Below are 25,546 nucleotides of genomic sequence, written 5' to 3' on the forward strand. Positions count from 1 at the left end.
TACCATTCTTTCTGGTCTCTATACTGTTTTTATATGAAAATTTCATGCCCATTTCACTGTATCTTTTTTCAGCATTAAGGGAACAACAAGTATAAAAAGAGCATTGACACACTGTTTTTTGTGTATCGATACTCTCTTTATTCTGTGTTTAATCCGTCTTACTGTTCATCGACTATTTTTACAATATAAACTATTTCAGAGTCAGGAATAGTTATATTCAATTGGTTTTCTAGTAATGAGTTAGCTTCATTAACCGCTTGGTAATAAATCGAACTTTCATCGATCGTTTCGCTTGATTTGCTAAGAGGGTCTCTAAACAATACTCGTTCAATAACACCAGCTACATGCATTAAAAGACCTATTTGGACACTGTTGCTAAGTGTTTTATCTAATTTCTCTTCAATAACTTCAGTGTAATTCCAAAGAATATCAATAAACTTACGCGGATTAAGGAAGGTAAAGTAAGTAGCTAAATACTCCTCACAAAGTTGTTTTGTATCCATTGATTCAGCATAATTTCCTTCAGCGTATTGATAGTCTAAGATCACTTGTCTAACTCTTTTGTCCCCTGAAGACTGGAACAATTCTTCTAATGTTAGATGCGGAGCATCCAACGTTGGTTTAGCCACTCCAGCGGTAGCTAATATTTGATACTCTTGAGCAATTTTTTGCACCTCTTCATCCATACCAATTAAAGAAATCGTAAAAATCTCAATTGTTTCATCAATAAAATCTTCCAGCAGACTTTCCATACGTTCTTTTATTCTGACAGCTGTTCCTTCACCTGTAGAACAAATCGTAATAATTGCTTTTGGTTTATTGATTTCTTCTTGTCTAGTTGGCGATAAAACAACTAGTTTATCTTCAGGAAGATTGCTGTATCCTCTAAAGTTTTTTAAAGACCAATAAATTTCATCTAGCTGGTTATCCATTAATGAGGTTTTACGTGCAGCTTCTAGTACAAGAGGAGTTGTCACCATATCTAACGTTTGCACCGCTATATCTGTGTCTCTCATAGCTTTCACGCCAAAAGTCGTCAAGGAACCCATATCTACTAATAATAATACACCTTTGCCTGCATCAACATTTTGAATTGCTTCTAACACTAATATATAGGCTTGTTGCGGACTCATATCTAAAGGCATATCTACAGCAGCGATATTTTTTACATCTAATAATTTAGCGACAACTTGAACCATACTTGTAGCTGTTGAACGTCCGTGTGCCGCAACAACAATACCTACATCGCCTAAGTTGTTTGGCTCTTTTAAAGACACTAGCAACATCGTTAGGTACCAACATTCCACCTCTGGAACAATGATTTGATAGTTTTCTTTCATATGATTCTTGATCATAATAGCTACTTCGTATTCTTTTTGATAACTTAAAATCAACTTATCTAATTCACTATTTTGTTTTATTTGAACAAAGCCTTCTTTAGATCGCTTGATAAATGAACTTAGATGTAAACTCATAGCATATAAAAAGTTTTGTTTGAAATGGTATCCTAAATGTTCTTCGGCCATTTTCCAAACTTCTTTAGTCAATGTAATAACTTCTTGTTCCACAATATCTTTTAAGTTCTGCTCGTTATTGGGAGACAATTGATTCGTTTTATAAAAAGATTTTAAATGAAGATTGATATCAGTCGTAATAAAGTTCTCAATGTCATCTTGATTTAACCCTTCATCTTTAAGCATCACAGCTTTATCGCCAATAATCTCATATAAATTAAAAGGCAGTTCGTAAGAATCTTGATCCAAAATATATACGGAATCTTTAGGATGAATGACCATCAGCGGTTCGAGATAATTAGAAATCTCATTCAATTCCTCACGGTTCCGGGCAATATTGATCAGCCCTTCTTGCAGTTCTCCTGTTAATCCTTCTATGTTGATCAGCATTTCTTCAGTATTGTCCATACTATTTAAAAATGCTTTGGCACAAGCTAATTGAATACTGGATTTCAGCTGACCAATGTTTCCATAAGTTACACTTCCCAGCAAAGCTTTGACAACATTTTCATCGACTACGATTCTTTTGTCAATGCGTTTTGCTTCAATCGACAACAGTAATTTAAGCAATTTGACTCGCTCATTTGCTGGACGATCATTGAAAGCTGGCAACTGAATTGTAACAGGAATACGTCTTACAAAGGTCTTTAGTAACGCTGAATTCGGGTCTTCTGTTGTTGCACAAATAATTCTGACTTTAGCGGATACCCTTTTTTCTGTTTCTCCCATAGGCTGAAAAGTTCCTGTATCCATAAAATAAAACAGCATTTCTTGACCTTCAGGAGGTAACCGATGGATTTCATCTAGAAACAACATATTGTTATCTGCTTTCAACAGCAAACCATCTTTTGCTTCTGTAGCTCCTGTATAGGCCCCTTTAGCATGCCCAAATAAATGGGACATCAATAACTGCGGATTTTGCGAATAGTCTGCACAGTTAAAAATAATCAAGGATTGATTTGGTTCGATAATTCCTTTATCTTGCGAATATTGATACATCGCATTAGCAAAGAAAGTTTTTCCTGAACCAGTCGGCCCAATAATCAAACTGTTTAATCCTTTTGGCGGATAAAATATTGCAGCTTTTGCTTGTTCCATTTGATTTTTTAAGCTTCCATTTGAACCAATCATGTATTCAAATAAATTATGATCATTTTTTCTAGCATCCTCTTTTTGTTCTAATAAAGGATCTTTTTTGATCAATGTTTCATCTTTATAGGACTTTACGATCGTAGTTAGTGGTTTCCATTTTAAGCAACTGCTGTCAACATATCGCACAGGTCTGCCTTCAAGTTTTGTTATTTTACCTTCGCGAACTAAAAGGTTGAGTTCCTTACTTACGTTGTTGCGAATAATATTCAATGCTTCAGAAATTTCAATTGTCGTAATTCCTGAACCAAACTCAATCTCATCACTCGTAAGGTTTTCCGTGTGCTGTTTAACAAACTGATAAACTAAATCTTTTCTTTTCATTTAGTTACCTGCTTTCTTATAGTGTCAATCGCTTACATTTTATCATAAATAGACCAATTTGTATCACAAATTTTGATACAGTAAAAATTGTGTATCAAAATTAAGATTATTGTTCATTTTTTGTTCACTTTTCATAAAAAAAACCGTTTATCAGTTGCGTTGCCTCAACGGATAAACGGTTTTACTTTTTTAAGAATTTACAAAACTACATTCTTATTTATTTTTTAGGTTGTAGAAAGCTTGTAAGCCTTCGTATACAGCTAAGTCGCCTAATTGATCTTCGATACGTAACAATTGGTTGTATTTAGCAATACGGTCAGTACGGCTTAATGAACCAGTTTTGATTTGACCAGCATTTGTAGCTACTGAGATATCAGCAATAGTTGAATCTTCAGTTTCACCAGAACGGTGAGAGATTACAGCAGTGTAACCAGCTTTTTTAGCCATTTCAATTGCATCAAATGTTTCTGTTAATGAACCGATTTGGTTAACTTTGATTAAGATTGAGTTACCAATATTTTCTGAAATACCTTTAGACAAGATTTCAGTGTTTGTAACGAATAAATCGTCACCAACTAATTGAACTTTATCGCCTAAGCGTTCAGTCAATAGTTTCCAACCATCCCAGTCATTTTCATCCATACCATCTTCGATAGAAAGGATTGGGTATTTGCTTACTAATTCTTCCAAGTAGTCTACTTGTTCAGCAGCAGTACGTTTAGCACCATTTTCACCTTCGAATTTAGCGTAGTTGTAGATACCGTCTTCGTAGAATTCTGAAGAAGCACAGTCAAAACCTAGATAAACATCTTTACCTGGTTCAAGACCAACTTTTTTGATTGCTTCAAGAATAGTTTCTACTCCATCTTCAGTTCCGTCAAAACGAGGTGCAAATCCACCTTCATCCCCAACAGATGTTTCTAATCCGCGAGCTTTTAAGATTGATTTCAATGCGTGGAAAATTTCAGCTCCCCAACGTAATGCTTCTTTAAATGTTGGAGCTCCAACTGGTAAGATCATGAACTCTTGGAATGCGATTGGAGCATCTGAGTGAGATCCACCATTGATGATGTTCATCATAGGAGTTGGCAATACTTTAGTATTGAAGCCTCCTAGGTATTGGTATAAAGGAACATCTAGGTAATCAGCAGCAGCACGTGCTACAGCGATAGAAACACCTAAGATAGCGTTAGCGCCTAATTTAGCTTTGTTTGGAGTTCCGTCTAATTCGATCATTGTTTTGTCAATTGCCATTTGATCGCGAACGTCAAATCCAATAAGAGCTTCAGCAATAACGTTATTCACGTTTTCTACTGCTTTCAAAACACCTTTTCCCAGGTAACGAGATTTGTCTTCGTCACGTAATTCATGTGCTTCATGTTCTCCAGTTGATGCACCAGATGGTACCATTCCACGGCCAAATGCTCCGCTTTCTGTGTAAACTTCTACTTCGATTGTTGGGTTACCGCGTGAGTCTAATACTTCACGAGCTAAAATATCTGTAATAAATGGCATTTAATTTCTCTCCTTTGAGTATACAAAATTTTTAGTGCCAGGGCTTTGCCCATAGCTACATTTTAGTGAGTTTGACCGTCAATTGCAAACACTTTAAGTTTTATCTTGCCGGTTTATTTTTCTAAACTTATTTACTTGAATGAATATGGGAAGTCTGCAGCTTTCTTATAGTCACTTTTTTCAAAAAGTTTAGTTTGATACGGTACAAATTTTATTTTTGAATCAAAGATTCTCCAGTCATTTCAACTGGTTTTTCAATGTTTAACAAGTCTAGCATTGTTGGTGCAATATCAGCTAAACGTCCATCTTCACGTAATGTAACGCCTTCTTTAGTTACGATTACAGGAACAGGAACAGTTGTATGAGCAGTATGCGGTTTACCCTCAGGTGTAGTCATTGTATCTGCGTTACCGTGATCGGCAAAGATAATAGCATATCCGCCTTTAGCAGTAATCGCATCAATCACACGACCTAAGTTTTCATCAACAGCTTCAATAGCTCTGATTGTTGGTTCAAGCATACCTGAGTGTCCAACCATATCCGGGTTAGCAAAGTTTAAGATAATCGCATCGTGTTTATCCGCTTCGATATCTGCCACTAAAGCATCCGTTACTTCATAAGCACTCATTTCAGGTTTCAAATCATATGTTTCCACTTTTGGAGATGGAATCAAGATACGATTTTCGCCTGGAAATTCTTCATTACGTCCACCATTCATAAAGAAGGTAACATGTGGATACTTTTCAGTTTCCGCAATACGCAATTGTGAAAGGCCTTTATCTGAAAGAACTTCACCAATAACATTTTTCAATGCAACTGGAGGAAAAGCTATTTCAGCTTTAATGCTTGGATTATACATTGTCATCGTAACAAGTTTAAGATTTTTAGCTCTTTGTCCACGATCAAAGAATTCCCATTCGTCATCGGTAATGGCATTTGATAATTGGATTGCACGGTCAGGACGGAAGTTGAAGAAAATGATAGAATCATTGTCTTGTAGCGTTGCTACAGGTTTTCCGTCTTTTTCAATAACTGTCGGCAATACAAACTCATCAAATTTTTCATTATCATAGCTTGTTTGAACGGCTTCTAGTGCACTAGTAGCCTTTTCGCCTTCTCCATGAGCAATAGCATTATACGCTTTTTCTACACGTTCCCAACGTTTATCGCGGTCCATAGCATAGAAACGACCAGAAACAGTAGCAATTTCACCTGCTCCAATTTCTTTGATTGCTTCTTCTAATTGTTTAACATAGTTAATACCAGAATTAGGAGATACATCACGTCCATCAAGGAAAGCATGAACATAAATGTTCGGCACGCCTTTTTCTTTAGCTGTTTTGATTAATGAAATCAAATGATTGATGTGACTGTGCACTCCACCATCTGATAATAATCCAAACAAATGTAAATTAGATTGTTGTTTAATTGTACTGTCCATTGCATCACTCAAAACAGGATTTGTTTGGAACTCACCGTCTTGAATTGCTTTGTCAATACGAGTTAAGCTTTGATACACAATACGTCCTGCTCCAATATTTGTATGCCCTACTTCAGAATTCCCCATTTGACCTTCTGGAAGACCTACATCTAATCCAGAAGCTTTTAATGTGCTATGAGGGTATTTTTCTAATAGATGATCAAAATATGGTTTTTTAGCTTGAGCTACGGCATTTCCCATAACTTCATGACGCCATCCTAATCCATCAAGAATAATGATGGCTACTGGTGCTTTTGTCATTATTTAACAGCCTCCAATAACGCTAAGAACGATTCTGCTTCTAAGCTTGCTCCTCCTACTAAAGCTCCATCAATATCTGATTCAGCCATGTATTCAGCAATATTTTCAGGTTTTACACTACCACCGTATTGAATACGTACTGCATCAGCAGCATCTTGAGAAACTTCTTTTGCGATTGCTTGACGAATAACTGCACAAGTATCATTTGCATCTTTAGAAGTAGAAGATTTACCAGTTCCGATTGCCCAGATAGGTTCGTAAGCAATGATTGATTCAGCTACTTGACCTTCAGTTAATCCAGCAATTGCCGCTTTAACTTGTCCGCTTACCCATTCATTTGTTTCTCCAGCTTCACGTTGTTCTAACGTTTCACCACAGCAAATGATTGGAACCATACCATTTTTGAAAATAGCATGTGCTTTTTTATTGATCTCTTCGTCTGTTTCGTGGAAAAACTCACGACGTTCAGAGTGACCAATGATAACGTAATTTACTCCTAAGTCTCCTAAAGCAGCAGGACTAATTTCTCCTGTAAATGCTCCAGCTTCTTCAAAGTAGCTGTTTTGAGCAGCGATTTTTAATTCTGTTCCTTCTGATGCTTTAACTAAAGATTGTAAAAATAAAGCAGGAGCTCCCACAACTGAATCTACTTGTTCAGAAGAAGGGATTTTTGTTTTAACTGCTTCTACAAATTCAGCAGCTTCAGCAGCTGTTTTATTCATTTTCCAGTTACCGGCAATAATTGGTTTACGCATAACTAACTTCCTTTCTCTAATTGAACTATTTTATTTGTCTGAAATAGATGCTACACCTGGAAGTTCTTTACCTTCAAGGTATTCTAATGAAGCTCCGCCACCTGTAGAGATGTGAGTGAATTGATCTGCAAAACCTAATTGCATTGCTGCAGCTGCAGAGTCTCCTCCACCAATAATTGTTGTTGCTTCAGTTAAATTAGCGATTGCTTCACAAACACCAACTGTTCCTTGAGCAAAGTTAGACATTTCAAATACACCCATTGGTCCGTTCCAAACAACTGTTTTAGCACCTTGTAATTCTTTAGTGAATAATTCAATTGTTTTTGGTCCAATATCAAGACCCATTTGATCAGCTGGTACAGCACCATCATGAACTTCAGTTGGTGTGTCATTGCTGAATTCTGGAGAAGTAACAGAATCGATTGGCAAGACTAATTTGTCTCCACCTTTTTCGATCAATGTTCTAGCTAATTCGATTTTATCTTCTTCAACTAATGATTTACCGATTTCGATGCCTTTAGCAGCATAGAAAGTGTAAGTCATTCCGCCACCGATAAGAACTTTATCAGCTTTGCTTAATAAGTTTTCGATAACACCAATTTTATCACTAACTTTTGCTCCACCTAAAATAGCCACAAACGGACGTTTAGGTTCATCAACAGCGCCACCGATAAATTTGATTTCTTTATCCATTAAGAAACCAGCAGCTGATTCAAGGTTTGAAGCAACTCCTACGTTAGAAGCATGTGCACGGTGAGCTGTACCAAATGCATCATTAACGAAAACGTCGCCTAAGCTTGCCCAGTATTTGCCAAGTTCAGGATCATTTTTGCTTTCTTTTTTACCATCAATATCTTCAAAACGTGTGTTTTCAAATACTAATACATCACCAGCGTTTAAGCCGTCGATAGCACTTTCTAATTTTTCTCCACGTGTTTCAGGTACAAATGTAACGTCTTTTTCTAACAATTCGCTTAAGCGTTCAGCGACTGGGCGTAAACTTTTACCTTCTTTATCTTCTTCAGTTTTCACTTTACCTAAGTGAGAGAATAAAATAACTTTCCCACCTTGTTCAATAACATATTGAATAGTTGGTAAGGCTGCTTGAATACGGTTGTCATTAGTAATAACGCCGTCTTTCATTGGAACATTAAAGTCTGCACGCACTAAAACTTTTTTACCTTTTAAATCTAAATCAGTTACAACTTTTTTCACCATTAAAGATTCCTCCTGTATCGAGCAATTATGTGTAAATACTAATCTTTGAAAAAAGAAAAGCGAGGAAGCGCGCTGCCTCCCCGCTTTTATTATTTTCTATCCTAATTTAAGTCTCTTTTAAAGATTAACCTAATTTAGCAAAGTATTCTAAAGTACGAATTAATTGTGAAGTGTATGACATTTCGTTATCATACCAAGCAACAGTTTTAACGATTTGTTTGTCACCAACAGTGATAACTTTAGTTTGAGTTGCATCGTATAATGAACCGAATGACATTCCTAAGATATCAGAAGAAACGATTGCGTCTTCAGTATATCCGTAAGATTCGTTAGCTGCTGCTTTCATTGCTGCATCTACTTCTTCAGCAGTTACTTTAGTTTTTAATACAGTTTGTAATTCAGTTAATGAACCTGCTGCAACTGGAACACGTTGTGCAGCTCCATCTAATTTACCTTTTAATTCTGGTAATACTTCACCGATTGCTTTAGCAGCACCAGTTGTATTAGGAATGATGTTAGCTGCTGCAGCACGAGCACGACGGAAGTCGCCTTTTGGATGTGGAGCATCTAATGTGTTTTGGTCACCTGTGTAAGCGTGGATAGTAGTCATTAATCCTAATTCAATACCAAATTTGTCATTTAGTACTTGAGCCATAGGAGCTAAACAGTTAGTAGTACAAGAAGCACCAGAGATAACTGTTTCAGAACCGTCAAGAGTTTCGTGGTTTACATTGTAAACGATTGTTTTCATGTTACCAGTAGCTGGTGCAGAAATAACAACTTTTTTAGCTCCTGCTTTGATGTGTAATTCAGCAGCTTCTTGAGTAGTGAAGAAACCAGTACATTCTAATACGATTTCAACTCCAAGTTCTCCCCATGGAAGTTCTTCTGGGTTACGGTTGCTTAAAACTTTGATGTCTTTACCATTAACAGTAAATGCGCCATCTTTAACTTCAACGTCACCGTTGAAACGTCCTTGTGTTGTATCATATTTTAATAAGTGAGCTAGCATTTTTGGATCTGTTAAATCGTTAACTGCTACCACTTCAATACCTTCTAATTCTTGAATACGACGGAATACAAGACGACCAATACGTCCAAAACCGTTAATACCTACTTTAACTGTCATAAATAGATTTCCTCCTTTAGGAATCGTACAATATATTTATTTTAAAGGGTTATCCCTGTTAAAATCTCATTAGCAGCACCCTCATCTGTGATGAGCCAAGTATGGCGAGGTGCTTTTTTCATGTGGGCTTCAATTGCTTTAGCTTTGGATTTACCGCCAGCTACTGCAATCACATTAGCAATATTTGCTAAGTTTTTCGATTGCATCCCAATGCGTGGTATTTTATAAACCACTTCACCAGACTGATTATAAAATTCTCCAAAAGCTTCTCCAACTGCAGCTTTCTTTTTAATCAGAGCTAGAACTTCTTCGTTCATTCCTCTGCGTTCAGCCATATGCATGGCGTCTCCGATGCCATATAAAACACAATTAGCATCATCAACCATCTTAAGAGTCCTTTTTATCCCAGGTTCTTGTAAGAGTGGTTTGTATGTTTCTTCGCTTACTTGTTCTGGTACATAAAGAACACGGTTTTCACCGCCAGTTTTTTGGGCCATTAAAGCACTAATAGAATTCGCTTGAATATCAACCGATTCTCCTAGTCCACCTCTAGCCGGGACAAAAATCAACTCTCTTTTTCTTGAAAGAGTTTCATTCATTTGACTTGCTACTTCAGCCATAGTCGTACCGCCCATTACTGCAATAATATTATTGCCTTCCGGCAATAAAAAATCTAGAGCTTCCAATGTAGCATGGCCTATTTCCTCACGTAACTTCAGTTGATCATCTACGTCACCTGAAATGATTACACAGTGTTCGATCTCCAAATAAGAGGCAAGTTGTTTTTCTTTCTCTTTCATTCCCAATAACTGACCCATTAACTGGTCTAATTGGTGGTAAATGGTTTCACCCTTTTCAGTTAATTCCATTCCCATTTTTGAAGTTTTTATAAGCCCTTGCTTCTTTAATCCTTCTGACTCTGTACGTAAAACACGTTCAGTGATTCCCATACGATCAGCTAAGACTCTTCTGCCCACTGGACCCAATAAAAAAACATTGCGCAAAATGTGGTAACGATTCTGAAGTGTATACATGATATCTGGAATAACTTCTTCGATAACGGATAATACATTTTGCATGAGCGACCTCTTTCTACGTTGGTCGCTTTGTGACCGCGTTAGTCGTTCGGCGACCCTTGTTACTTAAAAAAACAAGAGAATCAAAAATGAAAATCAAACTATCAGTTTCCTGTTTCTGTTTTTTCATCATTCTCAATAGCATCCAAAAGGACACTATTACCATCTCTCACACCAGTAATTGTAACAGTAATCCTACTATCTTTCAACTATTAAGTTTCTAAGTTTTTCATTAAATTCTTCATAACTAATTGTGAATAAGATAAGTCTTTTTCATAGTTAATTTTATGCTTTTCACTCAGATTCCTAAAGACGTGAATCAATCATTTCTTTTAGTTCGTGTTGTGTAATATGTTCATCAAAAATTTGTTCTTCAATAAAAACCGTAGGAACAAACACAACATTTGCATTATTAGCTTCTTTGATAATTTCTTGAGCCTCTAACTCATTTGTTTGTTTCTCCAATTGCCTTTTCTCTTCAACATAAGTTTCAATCTCAGACAACTCTTCTAAGCTGCCCCACTCGTCTTGATGTGCAAAAAAATAATCTATTTCTTCAAGAGCTTTTGTTGGATTTGAATAATCTAAATACTGATGAACAATATTACCTTTTTTTAAACTTGGTTTCTCTTTATCAAAATGTTTAATGATGCGTTGGACTTTTCCACCTTCTACGTATTCTGTTAGTAGGTCTTTTGAATCTTCATACCACATTTTACAATAAGGGCATTTTAAGTTAATAAATTCAATAATTTTAATAGGTGCATCTTCATTTCCAATTTTTATTCCATCTGTTGTATTTACTTTGTCTGCTTTAATAGTACTAATATCCACAAAACATCCTCCTTCGATTGCTTATTAACTTCATTATACAGATAAGCAACAATCAATTAAATGGATTTGTCTTATTTTCGTTACATCGGAAATGGGAATGGAACCACAATCGTTTAAGGCCGGGTCTTTTTTTACACGTTTTAGAACAATCATTTGAAAACAACAAAGAGGTTAGGACTTTTGCCCCAACCTCTTTGTTTTAAATACATGAATTGTTTATTTTATTTAACTTAATGATGAACTGTTTTCCATAATTTCATCAATCAAACCATATGCTTTTGCATCTTCTGCAGACATATAGTTGTCACGGTCTGTATCACGTTGAATAACTTCAATAGGTTGACCAGTACGTTCAGATAAAATTTTGTTTAAACGTTCACGCGTTTTTAAAATGTGACGAGCAGCAATTTCGATTTCTGTAGCTTGTCCTTGTGATCCGCCTGATGGTTGGTGAATCATGATTTCAGCATTTGGTAATGCGTAACGTTTTCCTTTTGTACCGGCTGTTAATAAGAAACTTCCCATTGATGCAGCCATTCCCATTGCAATCGTTTGTACATCAGCTTTAATAAAGTTCATTGTATCAAAAATTGCTAATCCGGCAGTTACGCTTCCACCTGGAGAATTGATGTAAATATAAATATCTTTTTCAGAATCTTGTGCATCTAAAAATAGCAGTTGAGCGATTACAGCATTTGCAAGATCATCGTCAACTGGACCACTTAACATAATAATGCGGTCTTTTAAAAGACGAGAATAAATATCATAAGCACGTTCACCTCTGGATGACTGCTCGATTACTGTAGGGACTAAGTTCATAATTTGCTTCCTCCTTAAATGTACATTCCTTTATTGTGTAACTAAAAGACTTACTCAACAAGTTACTAATTGTATTTTACTCTTTTGGTCAATAAAGGTCAATTTTTTTTGCTTGTTATTTTTTTGGAAAAATAATTAAATTACTACTCTTAACACAAAAGTTATCCTTGAAGACACTGACACAATTAGATGACTCTCAATTAAATTCTTACGCTTGCATTTATTCTACTAAAATAGGTTTCATACGATTAAAAAACAAATCAATTATGCTACCTTTATGCGATAATCAATTTGTTTTTAACGGTTTATTTATTATAGAATTTGACTAATAGGTCAACAAAATAATTATAACATAAAAAAATAATTCGAAAATTTTAAAGCTTTTAAATGAAAAGTACAAACCTTTATCCATAGTATGATTGGTCTGATGATAAGAGAAAAACAAAACAGAGTAGATTTAAAAAGAACTTCTAAATCAAATGCGTAGGAATTCTCTCTCTATTCTTCAACTGCTCAATCTTTCATCTTTAAACAAAGGCTGTCTCTCTTCTATTCTCCTAAAATATCTCGATTCTTTTCTTCAAATTCATCTAGTAATGCCCGTGCTCCATTTGTTGTTTCGGTTTCCATTAACTGTACTCTTAAATCACTCGCTCCGCGAATGCCGCGAACATATATTTTGAAAAAGCGACGAAGAGGTTTAAATGAACGTGGTTCATCAACAGTATACTGATCAAAAAGATCTAAATGCAATCTGAAAAGCTCCAATAATTCTTTGCTGCTATGTTCTTTCGGCTCTTTTTCAAAGGCATAAGGGTTATGAAATACACCTCGCCCAATCATAATGCCATCTACACCGTATTCCTCAACAAGTTTCAACCCTGTTTCACGGTCCGGAATGTCTCCATTAATGGTTAAAAGTGTTTGTGGAGCAATCTCATCACGCAATTTTTTGACTTCTGAAATCATTTCCCAGTGAGCATTGCCTTTACTCATTTCTTTTCTTGTGCGCAAATGGATAGAAAGATTGGCAATATCTTGTTCAAAAACATGTGTCAACCAATCACGCCATTCATCGATATTTGCATATCCAAGACGGGTCTTGACACTTACTGGTAACCCTCCAGCTTTTGCTGCTTGAATTAAATCTGCAGCAACTTGAAAACGGCGGATTAGTCCACTGCCTTTTCCTTTTCCTGCTACATTCGGTACTGGGCATCCCATATTGATATCAATACCCTTAAAGCCTTCTTCTGCCATACCAATACTCATTTGACGGAAGTACTCTGGCTCGTCTCCCCATATATGAGCGACCATTGGTTGTTCATCTTCTGTAAACGTCAAACGCCCCCGTACGCTATCCCGTCCTTCTGGATGACAGTAACTTACGGTATTCGTAAATTCTGTAAAAAACACATCCGGCTTGCCTGCTTCACTCACTACATGACGAAAAACAACATCCGTCACATCTTCCATTGGTGCCAATATAAAAAACGGACGCGGTAAATCTTGCCAAAAATTTTCTTTCATTTTTAATAATCGATCCTTCCATAACGGGATATTAAATCATGCTTTCATCCCAAAGTAAAATACACAAACTATCTAACATTTCAATAACGATTTTTCAACATTTGGAATTATACATTCATTTGTAGGATAAGTCCAATTCAGATCATCTTGTTACTATACCTTTTATTGTCATATCTTATCTTTCGAAATAACAGGCAGTAGAACGAACCAACATAAAAAAAGATCCGAAAGTCGTAAGCATTTTTACGAAAATCGGGTCTATGCTCTTCATTCCAGCATTACAACACAGATCTAATAAAGTTTTTGATCTAGCTAGTGCTGTCTTATTCTATTCGTTATTATGCAACTCTCCTATTAAACGGGTGAGGTAATAACTTTACTTGGCATCCTTACATGCCCCCTGAGGGAATCGAACCCCCATTTTAAGAATCGGAATCTTACGTGATATCCATTACACTAAGGGGACTCTACACTAATAACTTGTTAATCGTTCAGCTTTATACTTGCTAAAGTCAAAAACATCAACTATTACAGTGTAGCCCAGTTATAATGAAAAAACAAGAATAAGTTCTAGACTGAAAAACTTATTCCTACAATTTAATAAGTTTATATTTAAGTGATTACTGTTGCTCTTGTTATTTCTGTACTTCTTAGTTTATCTGCCATCTCATTTAACTTACGTAAACGATGATTGATTCCTGATTTGCTGATTGTCCCACTAGGAATCATTTCACCTAATTCTTTTAATGTTACTTCTGGATATTCTAAACGAACAAGAGCAATTTCTCTTAGTTTCGTAGGGATTTTATCCAATCCAATCATTTCGTCGATATACTTGATACTTTCAATTTGCTTACTGGCAGCATCAATCGTTTTATTTAAATTAGCATTCTCACAGTTGACTAAACGATTAACTGAATTCCTCATATCTCTGATGATTCGAACATCTTCAAACTTGAGCATCCCACTCGTTGCTCCAATCAAAGCCAAAAAGTCTGCAATTTTTTCTGCTTCTTTCAAATAAGTGATATACCCATTTCGTCTTTCCAACGTACGAGCATTCATATCGAATTGATTCATCATTTGACAAATATCATCATTATGTTCCTCATAACTTGAATGAATCTCAAGGTGGTAACGACTCGTTTCTGGGTTATTAACTGAACCTCCTGCTAAAAAAGCTCCACGCAAATAAGATTTAACTTTTTGCGTATTTTCCATTATTTCATTTGAAACATGACTATGCAATGACATCCCGTCCATAATAGACAAATCTGACAGCACTTCTTTAGTACCATGCTTTAATCGTACAATATAAACATTATTTTTCTTTAATTTCATTTTTCGACGAACAAGCAATTCACTTTCAACATCAAAATGATCTTTTAATAACACATAAATTCTACGTGCAATAGCTGCATTTTCAGTTTGTACATTTAAAATAAACTTTTTTTCGACCAAACTAACTGTTCCATTCATCCGAATCAAAGCAGCCAGTTCAGCTTTAGCATGTTCTCTATGCACTTCTAATTGAGTTAATTCTTTTTTCACTTCCGAAGCATAAGACATATAGGAGTCCTCCTTTCTTTTTATCTTAATAATTAAAAACTGTTTCGTTTTTCCACGCGTCTATTATCAAAAGCCAGCTTAAACAGTTCATCTACCACTTTTGTTCCATTATGAAAAACTCCTTGATCTCTTAATTCAAGAAAATCATCTGAGATAACAGAGGGCACTTCTTGAGCCAATCCTTTGAAGTCATGCGCTACTTGCACTAAGTATTCATTGTACCGTTCTGTATCCATGTAATTTTCTGGAACTTCCCCAATATTGACCAGTACAGTATCAATGAATTTTTTGTCTAAATGTTGATGCAATACACATACATGATCTGCATCCGTAAAGTTCTCTGTTTCGCCAAGTTGAGTCATAATATTACAAATATAGACTACTTTTGCTTCTGTTTCCTTAACGGCTTGTCCTAAATCATCGATCATCAAATTAGGCAAGATACTAGTAAATAAACTTCCAGGTCCCAACACGACCATATCAGCATCATGAATAGCAGCCAATACTTTTCTAGAAGCTTTAGCTTTATGATCATCTTCTGTGGGTGTTACATAGACTCGCTCTATTTTTTTTCTTTCTTTAGCAATTTTTGATTCTCCAGAAATCTTAGTACCATCCTCAAAGATAGCATGCAAAATCAATGCCTCTTCTGCTGCTGGGTATACGTGTCCATCTACCATCATCATTTTAGATAACAATTGAATCGCTTCAAATATACTGCTTCTCATTTCAGACATGGCCGCAATGATCAGGTTTCCTATTGAATGACCAGCTAAAAAGTGGTCATTTGTATCAAATCGATATTGAAAAATATCTTTTTGGGCAGAGGGAATATTCGAAAGTGATACTAATACGTTACGAATATCTCCAGGAGGAACAATGTTAGCATAATTTCTTAACGTTCCACTGCTTCCTCCATCATCAGCAACAGTTACGATAGCTGTTACGTCGGCATTTTTTGATTTTAGTCCATTTAGAATTACTGGTAATCCCGTACCTCCACCAATAACCACTATTTTAGGGTTATTCTTTTTTCTTTCTTGTATCATGAACGATTCACCGATTCTTTAACCTTCCCTTTATCACGATGCGTAATGTGGACAGGATACCCATCTATTTCGATTTTTTGTGCAATACGTTCTACTAAAGCTACGGATCGATGCTTTCCGCCGGTACAACCAATAGCGATAGTCACATTGTTTTTACCTTCTTTTTTATATCCTGGTAAAATATATTCCAATAAATCTGTAAATTTGCGATAAAATATTTCTGTTTCTGGTTGTTTCATTACATAATCATAAACTGGTTTATCCTGTCCTGTTAACGGTCTTAAAGTATCAATGTAATGAGGATTAGGTAAAAAACGAACATCCATCACGACATCTGCATCAATTGGCAAACCGTATTTGAATCCGAATGATACCATTTCAATTCTAAACAATTCTGTATCCACCGTTTTAAAATTACTATTGATTTTTTCTCTTAATTGTCGCGGTGTCAGCTTCGTTGTATCGATAACGATTTGTGCTCGACCTTTTATGTCTTCAAGTAATTCTCTTTCTTTCTTTATCCCTACTATAAGACGTCCATTCATTGCTAATGGATGTGTCCGGCGTGTTTCTTTGTATCGTGAAACTAGTTCTTCATCGCTTGCATCTAAAAACACTATTTTTGTTGTAACAAATGAGGTATTATCCATTGATTCTAAAGCTGTAACAATCTCTTCAAAAAAAGCTCTTGAACGCAAATCGATTACTAAAGCAATTTTTGTTAATTTTCCAGACTCTTTAACTAATTCCCAAAATTTAGGCAATAAGCTTGGCGGCATATTGTCCACACAAAAATAACCCATATCTTCAAAACTTTGCATTGCTACAGTTTTACCTGCTCCACTCATTCCAGTAAGAATGACTAATTGTAGACTATCGACCATCTTATTCGCCTCTTTCTTTTGGTTCTTTCATTTCCATCTATTCTATTATAGCATGCCGGGTGTGTCGTGTATAGTTATCTATGCCTTTTCGTTAAAGCTTAATTAATCTTTACGCCTTTTGCACTCGCTTAGATCAATAAACCTGATGAAAAGCTCTTTTCACATTGATTGCGTAGTTAGAAAAGGCCCAGAATATAAAAAGAGGTTGGGAACTGTTGTCCCAACCTTTTTTTATTAACCTTTTCTATTCGTTTACGATTGAACGAATACTTTCTTCAAGTAGAATTACTTTATTTTCAATTTCAACCCCTGAGTCATCACAGGCGCCAATATAAAATTTGATTTTCGGCTCCGTTCCAGAAGGACGAATAGCGATCCAACTTTCATCCACTAACTTATATTTCAATACGTCTGCAGCTGGCATATCAATAGTTTCTACCGTACCATCTTGTAACGTACGCTTGCTGGATGAGAAGTCTTCTACATACTGTACTGCAATACCAGCAAATTCTTCAGGAGCTTCTTCGCGGAATTTTACCATTAAAGCTTTAATTTTTTCAGCTCCTGTAATTCCTTGCATACTGATTGAAATTGTTTTTTCTTTAAAGTGGCCATAGTTATGGAAAATTTGTTTCAATCCATCATATAACGTGTCACCTTTTTGTTTATAATAAGCAGCTACTTCAGCAATTAGAACCAAAGCTTGAATGGCATCTTTATCACGGACAAATGGTGAAACAAGATAACCGTAACTTTCTTCAAAACCGAATAAGAATGTATGGCTGCCATCTGTTTCATATTGTTTGATTTTTTCAGCAATAAATTTGAATCCTGTTAATACGTCTACCATTTGGATATTAAAACTTTCAGCAATTTTTGTAGGCAACTCACTTGAAACAATCGATTTGAGTACTGCTCCATTAGCCGGCAATGCCCCAGCTTTTTTTTGGGCAGTCAACAAATAATGAAGCATCAAACTAGCAATTTGGTTTCCAGTTAAGACTTCGTAATGCCCTTCCGCAGTCTTAACAGCTATCCCCAAACGGTCAGCATCTGGATCTGTTGCTACTAAGACATCCGCATCAATTTCTTTGCCCAATTTAATTGCATATTCAAATGCACCTGGTTCTTCTGGATTAGGAGATTCAACAGTAGAAAAATTAGGATCTGCTTCCGCTTGTTCTGGAACAAGATAAATCGACTCAAAGCCAGCATTTTTCAATGCACGTTCGCCTAACATTTTTCCAGTTCCATGAAGTGGGGTAAAGACTAATTTCATTTCTTTACTCATTTCTTTAACTAACTCTGGGTTAACTGTAACGCTTTGTACATTTTTTAAGTACTCGCTATCTACATCTTCTCCAATCATTTTAAGAAGACCTTGAGATTCCAGCTCTTCTTGAGCTAAAACTTCAATTTCAAGCATATTTTCTACGCTGCGTACATATTCTGTTAACGCATCTGCTTCTTTAGGAGGCATTTGCCCACCATCTTCACCATATACTTTGTACCCATTATATTCTGATGGGTTATGGCTCGCCGTAATCATAATGCCAGCAAAAGCATTTAAATGACGAACAGCAAAAGATAACTCCGGTGTTGGACGAAGACTTTCAAAAACAAAAGCAGGAATTCCATGTGCTCCAAGTGTTCTTGCAGCTTCCATAGCAAATTCTGGCGACTTGTGTCTTGAGTCATACGCAATAGCAACTCCGCGTTTTTTGGTTTCATCTCCACGGCTATCCATAAAACGAGCTAATCCTTCTGTAGCTTGTCTAACTGTATAAGCATTCATCCGATTAACACCAGCACCGATAATACCCCGCATACCGGCTGTTCCAAATTCTAGAGGTGCATAAAATGCATCTTCTAACATATCTGGATTTTCTTTTAAAGATATTAATTCTTCTTTTAATTCAGTTTCTAAACCATTAAAATTTTCCCAAAGTTGATAAGTATCTCTCCAGCTCATTTTAATTCACCCTTTACTTAAGTATTTTTTTGTCGTTAGTTAACGCTTCCCTTTTAAGTATACCACTTCTTGCTGTCCCTTACACACATTTCCCCTTAAGCTATTTGCTTCTATGTTCATAAAAAAAAACGAGATTTCTCTCGTTTTTTTAATGAGACTATTTATTTCTATTCTTACAGGACTGGATGATTCCTTTTAGTTCACTACTTTTGTTGCTAAATTTTCTTTTAATTTTTCAACATAATGGAAAACGGCATTACCTGCTAAACTACCATCTCCTACAGCAGTTGCTACTTGACGCAATGGCGTTAAACGAACATCTCCTATTGCAAAGATCCCAGGTTGTGAAGTTTCCATAGTTTCATTTGTTGAAATCCATCCTTCTTCATCTGTGATACCTAAATCTCTGAATTTGTCTGTATTTGGTAAAATTCCTACATAAATAAATGCACCATCTGCTGCAAATTCTTTCACTTCATTTGTATGAACATTTCTGATTTTAACACCTTGCACTTTGTTGTTATCTCCGTAAATGTTTTCTACTGTAGAATCCCAAATAAAGTCAACTTTTTCATTTTTAAAAGCACGTTCTTGAAGAATTTTTTGGGCTCTTAATTCATCACGACGGTGAATAATCGTTACTTTTTTGGCAAATTGAGTTAAATACGTTCCTTCTTCAACAGCAGAATCTCCTCCGCCAACAACAACCAACTCTTTATTACGGAAAAATGCGCCATCACAAACAGCACAGTAAGATACTCCACGACCGTTGTATTCATTTTCACCGCTGACATCTAACTTACGGTGTTCTGCACCTGTTGCAATAATGATCGAACGTGTCTTAAAGACTTTTTTTCCTGCAATAATAGTTTTGTATTCTACCCCTTGTTGAATTTCTTGTACATCAGCATAAGCATATTCAGCACCAAATTGTTTAGAACCTTCAAACATTTTTTCAGATAATTCTGGTCCTAAGATACTATTGAATCCAGGATAATTTTCGATTTCTGCAGTATTGATCATTTGTCCGCCGGGTACTCCACGTTCTAACATAAGCGTAGACAAGTTAGATCTTGAAGCGTATAAAGCAGCTGTCATGCCTGCTGGGCCGCTTCCAATAACGACAACATCATAAATTTTTTCTTCTGTTTCCATTTTATTAACCCCTCATTTCCCTTAATCATTTCATCTTACTTTACATCTTTCTAACTAAAATTACTACACATTTGCTTACAAATTAGAAGTAATTTAATCATTCAATTAGAATTCATTTAATTCCATTTTTAGTGTCTCTTGCAGTTCAGTTGCTTCTTCAAAAAAATCACCGTCCGGGTCAAGTGCAAGGTATTGTTCTACTAATACCAATGACTGTTCTAAATCTTCTATAAAAGCATAGTTGTTTGCTTGAAAATAATAAGACTCTGCAAAAATATCGCCGCTATTTTCAATCAAATCATCTAAGATTTCAATAGATTCATCGTAATTACCGGTATGTTGATAGCAAATAGCTAACTGACAAGAGGCAAAAATAGTCTCTTCTTCATTCTTAGACAAGGTGACTGCTCGCGAGAAGTATTTTTTTGCACGGTCCATTTCATTCTTTTGAAATGCTGCTATTCCGCGTTTAAAATAAAACTCGCTTGTTGGAATAACTTCTATGATCCTTGCTTGTTGATTTTCTATTTCAGACATGTGCAATCCTCCTCTTGGTGAACATTTGCTTATCAGTATATCATATAGAGAGCTTTTTTAATAGGTCTTGTCCGTTAGGGTAAATGCAAAAAAAAGATGAACCGCTATGCGTTCATCTTTTTTTGTTAGACTATCTAATTTTATTCGTTTTCTAATTTCTTGCCCAATTCAATAATGTATTCATTTAATGAATCTTTGATTTCTGGATGTTTTAATCCATATTGGATACTTGTTTTTAAGAAACCGAATTTGTCTCCGACATCGTAACGAGTACCTTTAAACTCGTGAGCAAACACGCGTTGTGTTTTGTTCAAAGTATCAATTGCATCTGTCAATTGGATTTCATTTCCAGCCCCTGGTTCTTGAGTTTCTAAAATATCGAAAATCTCAGGAGTTAATAAGTAACGACCAATGATTGCTAAATCACTTGGTGCATCTTCTGGATTTGGCTTTTCAACAAAGCGACGAACGTTATACGTAGACTCATCAACTTGTCCTTCGATGTCGATAATTCCATATTTAGAAGTTTCTTCATGCGGTACCTTCATAACTGCGATGTTAGATGCATGTGTTTTATCGTATCCATTGATCAATTGTTTAGTTAACGGAACTTCATCTTCCATCAAGTCATCTCCAAGCATGACCACAAAAGGTTCATTTCCAACAAATGCTTTAGCTTGTAATACCGCATCGCCTAAACCTTTTGGATAAGATTGACGAACAAAGAATAGATTTAATCCAGTTGTTTCTTCAACTAGTTCTAATAATTCCATTTTACCTTTAGCTTTTAGATTTGCTTCTAATTCTGGATTAGAGTCAAAGTGATCCTCGATCGGACGTTTGCTTTTCCCAGTAACAATCAAAATATCTTCAATTCCTGAATTGATGGCTTCTTCCACGATGAATTGAATCGTTGGTTTATCTACAATCGGCAGCATTTCTTTAGCCATTGCTTTTGTTGCAGGTAAAAATCGTGTTCCTAAACCTGCTGCCGGGATAATTGCTTTACGTACTTTTTGCATAGTTTTAATTCCTCCAATATGATTATAATAGTGCGCCTCTCTTGAATTAGGCTTCTGCTTTGCCGTCTCGTTGCATTAAAGAAGCAATTGTATCTTCCACTTTAGCTCCATTATACAACACTTCGTAGATTGCTGCAGTGATTGGCATTTCAATTTCTTTTTGTTTGGCTAATTCATAAGCTGCTTTAGTTGTTGCAATGCCTTCTACAACCATTCCCATGCTTTCAAGAACTTCTTTCAAGCTATTGCCTTTACCCAGCATATGTCCGGCTCTCCAGTTTCTAGAGTGGACACTAGTACATGTAACAATTAAATCTCCGACTCCACTCAATCCAAGAAACGTAATGGGATCAGCTCCAAAAGCTACACCTAAGCGGCTTATCTCAGCTAATCCTCTAGTCATTAAAGCCGCCTTTGCGTTATCTCCATAACCTAATCCTTGAAGTGCTCCAGCCCCTACTGCAATGATATTTTTTAAAGCTGCACCTAATTCAACACCAATGATATCTTCATTTGTGTACACTCTAAAATAGTCATTCATAAATAAGTCTTGCACCAGTTTAGAGGCCTCTTCATTTGTTGAAGCTGCAGTGATCGTTGTTAAATCTTTAACTGCTACTTCTTCCGCATGGCTTGGACCAGATAAAGCAACTACTGCTTCTCTTTTATTTCCAGGAATTTCTTCTTCTAAAATTTCAGAGATCCGTTTGTGACTAATTTGCTCTAAACCTTTACTTGCATGAACAATGATAGTTGGTTTTGTTAGAAGAGGAGCAATTTGTTTAGCTACTTCTCTAATAGCTTTTGTTGGAATCACAAATACAATCGCATCTGCTTCTTTTATTGCTTCTCTGATATCATTTGTTGCTCTAATTTTCTCAGCTAAAACAACAGAGGGTAAATAGAGTTTATTGGTATGTTTAAGATTAATTTCTTCAGCTTGTGTTGCTTTATGGCTCCATAAGCAAACATCGTTGCCGTTTTCTTCTAATACCATTGCTAAAGCTGTTCCCCAAGAACCAGCTCCTAAAACTGCTACTTTCTTTGACATCTTATTCATGCTCCTTCAGCTTGTTCATTTCTTTTTTGTTTTTACATTCTTTTTTTGTTGATTCATTCCATCTAAATAATAAGGAACAGGCGGATAGTCTCTTCTTCTATAAATCCATACACTAAGCGCAGCAACAAACAATAGTAATGATAGAGCTTGTGATATACGTATGAAATCAAAAAGCCATAAACTATCTGTCCTCAAACCTTCAATGAAGAAACGTCCAAATGAGTACCAAAGTACATAACTTAGTGCAACCTCGCCTTGTCGCAATAAATGTTTTTTATTCCGTAACACAACGATTAAAATAAAACCTAGCAAACTCCATAAAGATTCATAAAGAAAGGTCGGATGGTAATAGACCCCATTGATTTCCATTTGATTGATAATAAAATCAGGCAAAAATAAGTTTTCTAAAAATGTTCGCGTCACTTCACCACCATGTGCTTCTTGGTTCATAAAGTTTCCCCAACGGCCCATAGCTTGAGCCAGCAATACATTAGGTGCTAAAATATCCAACATTAACCAAATGGGAATGCCTTTCTTTTTTGTATACCAGTAGACAGTTAGTCCACCCGCGATCAGTCCACCATAAATAGCTATACCGCCATTCCAAATGGCAATAATCTGACTTGGATGTTCCAGATAATAACCTAATTCAAACAATACATAATACAATCGTGCTCCAATAAAAGCTAAAGGAATTGCCCAAAGAGCCATGTCTACAATATGGTCTCCTTCTATACCTCTTTTTTCAGCTTCACGTGTACTCAGAAAAATAGCTGCAAATATACCTGTAGCTATAATAATTCCGTACCAATATACATCAAGCGATCCAAATGAAAAGGCAATTGGATCAATCGCCCCTAAAATATTATTCATTTATTAATCTCCAATCTTACTGTTCAGTTGAATTTTTTTTGATCAGTTTTTCTAAATTACGCTCAAATGTTTCAGTAGCATTATATCCCATAATTTTCGCTCTGGTATTCATTGCTGCACTCTCAATAATGATGGCTAAATTCCGCCCTGTCCTAACAGGAATAGAGATTTTTGGAACATCAACTTCTAAAATACGTTGTTTTTCCTCGCCGCTTCCAAGTCGGTCATACGTTTTTTCTTTATCCCATAGCTCTAAGTTAACGACTAAATTAACCACTTTGCTTAAACGAATCGATCCAACACCAAACAGATTCACTACATCTATAATACCGATTCCGCGAATCTCCATTAAATGACTCAAAATCTCAGGTGGTTCCCCTACAACTTTTTTATCATCGATCACATACAATTCAATGCGATCATCAGCTACAAGTCTATGTCCTCTTTTGATCAATTCTAGTGCTGTTTCACTTTTCCCTACACCACTATCTCCAGTGATCATAACACCCATTCCATAAATATCTACCAACACTCCATGCATTGAAATTCGTTCTGCTAATTCCGCTTCTAGGAAGTTTGTTACATTGCTAGATAAACGGGTTGTCGATTGTGGAGAAGAAAGTAATGGAATGCCTTTTTCGGTTGTTGCTTGTATCAATTCTTTTGGTGGTAATAGCCCTCTTGATACGAGAAAAGCCGGCGTATCTGACTGACACATCCTACGCATAACAATTAACCTTTCATCGCTAGTCATTTTTTCAGAAAATGAAATTTCCGTTCTTCCAAATAACTGGATGCGTTCTTGAGGATAATAATTAAAGTAACCAGTAAGTTCTAACCCTGGTCGTGAAATATCATCTGTTAAAATTTTACGATCAAGAAATTCTTCTCCGTTATGTACCTCTAAATCCAGAGAGTCTACTAATTGTTTTACAGTTACACTTTTGCCCATAATTTATTCTCCTCTGTCTTAAGATCAATTTTTATTAGTTAAAAAAGTATAGTCTACATCATTCATTTTACCATTTTAATCTATGTGTTTAAAGGAAATCCAAAGAAAACCTATTCAAAAAGTAAAAAGCTAACTATCTTTGTTATTCTAGCATTGCCTATTTTAAGCAAAAAAAGATTGAGACAATCGTCTCAATCTTTAAATGTGCTATTTTGCTTTTATTATTTGAGTATTCAATAATAGATTAACTAGTGATATTAACATAGCAATGAGCATAGCGGCTCCAAACGATGAAAATTCAAATCCACTCCCTATGATAGCAGAAGTGAGGCTCAACATACTTGCGTTAATTACTATAGTGAATAGTCCCATTGTTAGGAGAGTAATAGGAAACGATAAGATAAACAAGATAGGTTTAACAGCTAAATTCAATACTGACAAAACCAAACTGGCTCCTAAAGCAACCCATATACTTTCCACATAAAACATATTTTGCAAAAAACCTGCTAAGGCTAAAAAGACCAATGCATTAACGATAATTTTTTGCCAAAATCTCACTAAAAGTCACTCCAGTCTTCCTCTTTAACTTTTTCAGCTTCTTTACGAGCAGCTGGTTGTTCTGGCCGTTTTTTTCCTGAGTTAAATCCATAAGAAGTTGGATTTTTTGGTTGATTCGATCTAGGTGCTTCAGGAATTACAATCGCTAATACAATGTATAGGAAAAACGGTGAACCAACACCGATCAATGTAGCAGCTCCATAAATAATACGTAATAATGTTGGATCAAAGCCAAAATATTCTGCAACCCCAGCTAATACACCACTCACCATTTTATTGTCTCTTGATTTTGTTAATTTTTTCATCTCTAT

The 25,546-nt window shown here is 35.8% G+C and carries 22 protein-coding genes and 1 tRNA gene; all 23 read right to left on the reverse strand.

From position 1 onward, the window contains the following. Positions 1-158: 158 nt before the first annotated feature. Complete coding sequence (locus NST49_RS01115; RefSeq protein WP_034538214.1) at positions 159-2,987, reverse strand: sigma 54-interacting transcriptional regulator; 2,829 nt, start codon at positions 2,985-2,987, stop codon at positions 159-161. 213 nt (positions 2,988-3,200) lie between these two features. Further along, positions 3,201-4,502, reverse strand: coding sequence for a phosphopyruvate hydratase (gene eno, locus NST49_RS01120; protein ID WP_034538211.1), 1,302 nt, complete (start codon positions 4,500-4,502; stop codon positions 3,201-3,203). A gap of 211 nt (positions 4,503-4,713) precedes the next feature. Further along, on the reverse strand, positions 4,714-6,243 hold the full coding sequence (gene gpmI / locus NST49_RS01125) for a 2,3-bisphosphoglycerate-independent phosphoglycerate mutase (protein WP_341046614.1): 1,530 nt from the start codon (positions 6,241-6,243) through the stop codon (positions 4,714-4,716). After that, on the reverse strand, positions 6,243-6,998 hold the full coding sequence (gene tpiA / locus NST49_RS01130; RefSeq protein WP_023176866.1) for a triose-phosphate isomerase: 756 nt from the start codon (positions 6,996-6,998) through the stop codon (positions 6,243-6,245). Before tpiA ends, gpmI begins: the two co-directional genes overlap by 1 nt. A gap of 30 nt (positions 6,999-7,028) precedes the next feature. Next, positions 7,029-8,216: a phosphoglycerate kinase gene (locus tag NST49_RS01135; protein ID WP_341046618.1), complete on the reverse strand. Its 1,188-nt coding sequence runs from the start codon at positions 8,214-8,216 to the stop codon at positions 7,029-7,031. Positions 8,217-8,340: 124 nt separating this feature from the next. Then, complete coding sequence (gene gap, locus NST49_RS01140; RefSeq protein WP_341046621.1) at positions 8,341-9,345, reverse strand: type I glyceraldehyde-3-phosphate dehydrogenase; 1,005 nt, start codon at positions 9,343-9,345, stop codon at positions 8,341-8,343. Positions 9,346-9,386: 41 nt separating this feature from the next. Continuing rightward, the gene (locus tag NST49_RS01145) at positions 9,387-10,424 is read right to left on the reverse strand and encodes a sugar-binding transcriptional regulator (protein WP_301426296.1); all 1,038 of its coding nucleotides are present in this window, start codon (positions 10,422-10,424) and stop codon (positions 9,387-9,389) included. A 303-nt stretch (positions 10,425-10,727) separates the two neighbouring features. After that, positions 10,728-11,255 carry a DsbA family protein gene (locus tag NST49_RS01150; protein ID WP_341046626.1) on the reverse strand — a complete coding sequence of 176 codons (528 nt, stop codon included), beginning with the start codon at positions 11,253-11,255 and terminating at the stop codon, positions 10,728-10,730. Positions 11,256-11,480: 225 nt separating this feature from the next. After that, positions 11,481-12,074: an ATP-dependent Clp endopeptidase proteolytic subunit ClpP gene (gene clpP, locus NST49_RS01155; protein WP_023176861.1), complete on the reverse strand. Its 594-nt coding sequence runs from the start codon at positions 12,072-12,074 to the stop codon at positions 11,481-11,483. Between the two features lie 549 nt (positions 12,075-12,623). Beyond that, positions 12,624-13,604 carry a tRNA dihydrouridine synthase gene (locus NST49_RS01160; protein ID WP_034538208.1) on the reverse strand — a complete coding sequence of 327 codons (981 nt, stop codon included), beginning with the start codon at positions 13,602-13,604 and terminating at the stop codon, positions 12,624-12,626. A 394-nt stretch (positions 13,605-13,998) separates the two neighbouring features. Then, positions 13,999-14,070, reverse strand: a tRNA-Arg gene (locus NST49_RS01165). A 146-nt stretch (positions 14,071-14,216) separates the two neighbouring features. Further along, positions 14,217-15,173 (reverse strand): DNA-binding protein WhiA, encoded by a 957-nt coding sequence (gene whiA, locus NST49_RS01170; protein WP_023176858.1) that lies wholly within the window; start codon positions 15,171-15,173, stop codon positions 14,217-14,219. A 32-nt stretch (positions 15,174-15,205) separates the two neighbouring features. Beyond that, the gene (locus NST49_RS01175; protein ID WP_034538207.1) at positions 15,206-16,222 is read right to left on the reverse strand and encodes a gluconeogenesis factor YvcK family protein; all 1,017 of its coding nucleotides are present in this window, start codon (positions 16,220-16,222) and stop codon (positions 15,206-15,208) included. Continuing rightward, positions 16,219-17,106, reverse strand: coding sequence for an RNase adapter RapZ (gene rapZ / locus NST49_RS01180; protein WP_023176856.1), 888 nt, complete (start codon positions 17,104-17,106; stop codon positions 16,219-16,221). The genes NST49_RS01175 and rapZ overlap by 4 nt, the downstream gene beginning before the upstream one ends. Before the next feature lie 244 nt (positions 17,107-17,350). After that, positions 17,351-19,078: a phospho-sugar mutase gene (locus tag NST49_RS01185; protein WP_034538205.1), complete on the reverse strand. Its 1,728-nt coding sequence runs from the start codon at positions 19,076-19,078 to the stop codon at positions 17,351-17,353. Between the two features lie 195 nt (positions 19,079-19,273). After that, complete coding sequence (gene trxB, locus NST49_RS01190; protein WP_034538203.1) at positions 19,274-20,233, reverse strand: thioredoxin-disulfide reductase; 960 nt, start codon at positions 20,231-20,233, stop codon at positions 19,274-19,276. Positions 20,234-20,338: 105 nt separating this feature from the next. Further along, on the reverse strand, positions 20,339-20,770 hold the full coding sequence (locus tag NST49_RS01195; protein ID WP_034538202.1) for a tetratricopeptide repeat protein: 432 nt from the start codon (positions 20,768-20,770) through the stop codon (positions 20,339-20,341). Between the two features lie 140 nt (positions 20,771-20,910). Next, positions 20,911-21,792, reverse strand: a complete 882-nt coding sequence (gene galU / locus NST49_RS01200; protein ID WP_034538200.1) for a UTP--glucose-1-phosphate uridylyltransferase GalU — start codon at positions 21,790-21,792, stop codon at positions 20,911-20,913. 46 nt (positions 21,793-21,838) lie between these two features. Further along, positions 21,839-22,843, reverse strand: coding sequence for an NAD(P)H-dependent glycerol-3-phosphate dehydrogenase (locus NST49_RS01205; RefSeq protein ID WP_023176851.1), 1,005 nt, complete (start codon positions 22,841-22,843; stop codon positions 21,839-21,841). Between the two features lie 24 nt (positions 22,844-22,867). After that, positions 22,868-23,725: a prolipoprotein diacylglyceryl transferase gene (gene lgt, locus NST49_RS01210; protein WP_023176850.1), complete on the reverse strand. Its 858-nt coding sequence runs from the start codon at positions 23,723-23,725 to the stop codon at positions 22,868-22,870. A 16-nt stretch (positions 23,726-23,741) separates the two neighbouring features. Then, positions 23,742-24,677 carry an HPr(Ser) kinase/phosphatase gene (gene hprK / locus NST49_RS01215; RefSeq protein ID WP_023176849.1) on the reverse strand — a complete coding sequence of 312 codons (936 nt, stop codon included), beginning with the start codon at positions 24,675-24,677 and terminating at the stop codon, positions 23,742-23,744. 207 nt (positions 24,678-24,884) lie between these two features. After that, positions 24,885-25,235, reverse strand: coding sequence for a phage holin family protein (locus NST49_RS01220; RefSeq protein WP_034538197.1), 351 nt, complete (start codon positions 25,233-25,235; stop codon positions 24,885-24,887). Beyond that, a complete protein-coding gene (locus NST49_RS01225) occupies positions 25,235-25,540 on the reverse strand; it encodes a PspC domain-containing protein (RefSeq protein WP_034538195.1) in 306 nt (101 codons plus the stop codon). Before NST49_RS01225 ends, NST49_RS01220 begins: the two co-directional genes overlap by 1 nt. Positions 25,541-25,546: the final 6 nt, after the last annotated feature.

The sequence above is a fragment of the Carnobacterium sp. FSL W8-0810 genome, from assembly GCF_038007125.1.
In the GTDB taxonomy this organism is placed as follows: domain Bacteria; phylum Bacillota; class Bacilli; order Lactobacillales; family Carnobacteriaceae; genus Carnobacterium_B; species Carnobacterium_B inhibens.

Coding starts and splice junctions, on each gene's coding strand:
- galU (WP_034538200.1), bottom strand. CDS start 21,792: ATGCAAAAAGTACGTAAAGCAATTATCCCGGCAGCAGGTTTAGGAACA.
- NST49_RS01175 (WP_034538207.1), bottom strand. CDS start 16,222: ATGATACAAGAAAGAAAAAAGAATAACCCTAAAATAGTGGTTATTGGT.
- whiA (WP_023176858.1), bottom strand. CDS start 15,173: ATGTCTTATGCTTCGGAAGTGAAAAAAGAATTAACTCAATTAGAAGTG.
- NST49_RS01160 (WP_034538208.1), bottom strand. CDS start 13,604: ATGAAAGAAAATTTTTGGCAAGATTTACCGCGTCCGTTTTTTATATTG.
- eno (WP_034538211.1), bottom strand. CDS start 4,502: ATGCCATTTATTACAGATATTTTAGCTCGTGAAGTATTAGACTCACGC.
- hprK (WP_023176849.1), bottom strand. CDS start 24,677: ATGGGCAAAAGTGTAACTGTAAAACAATTAGTAGACTCTCTGGATTTA.
- NST49_RS01205 (WP_023176851.1), bottom strand. CDS start 22,843: ATGTCAAAGAAAGTAGCAGTTTTAGGAGCTGGTTCTTGGGGAACAGCT.
- NST49_RS01195 (WP_034538202.1), bottom strand. CDS start 20,770: ATGTCTGAAATAGAAAATCAACAAGCAAGGATCATAGAAGTTATTCCA.
- NST49_RS01115 (WP_034538214.1), bottom strand. CDS start 2,987: ATGAAAAGAAAAGATTTAGTTTATCAGTTTGTTAAACAGCACACGGAA.
- NST49_RS01225 (WP_034538195.1), bottom strand. CDS start 25,540: ATGAAAAAATTAACAAAATCAAGAGACAATAAAATGGTGAGTGGTGTA.
- gpmI (WP_341046614.1), bottom strand. CDS start 6,243: ATGACAAAAGCACCAGTAGCCATCATTATTCTTGATGGATTAGGATGG.
- NST49_RS01145 (WP_301426296.1), bottom strand. CDS start 10,424: ATGCAAAATGTATTATCCGTTATCGAAGAAGTTATTCCAGATATCATG.
- clpP (WP_023176861.1), bottom strand. CDS start 12,074: ATGAACTTAGTCCCTACAGTAATCGAGCAGTCATCCAGAGGTGAACGT.
- tpiA (WP_023176866.1), bottom strand. CDS start 6,998: ATGCGTAAACCAATTATTGCCGGTAACTGGAAAATGAATAAAACAGCT.
- trxB (WP_034538203.1), bottom strand. CDS start 20,233: ATGGAAACAGAAGAAAAAATTTATGATGTTGTCGTTATTGGAAGCGGC.
- rapZ (WP_023176856.1), bottom strand. CDS start 17,106: ATGGTCGATAGTCTACAATTAGTCATTCTTACTGGAATGAGTGGAGCA.
- NST49_RS01185 (WP_034538205.1), bottom strand. CDS start 19,078: ATGAGCTGGAGAGATACTTATCAACTTTGGGAAAATTTTAATGGTTTA.
- gap (WP_341046621.1), bottom strand. CDS start 9,345: ATGACAGTTAAAGTAGGTATTAACGGTTTTGGACGTATTGGTCGTCTT.
- lgt (WP_023176850.1), bottom strand. CDS start 23,725: ATGAATAATATTTTAGGGGCGATTGATCCAATTGCCTTTTCATTTGGA.
- NST49_RS01135 (WP_341046618.1), bottom strand. CDS start 8,216: ATGGTGAAAAAAGTTGTAACTGATTTAGATTTAAAAGGTAAAAAAGTT.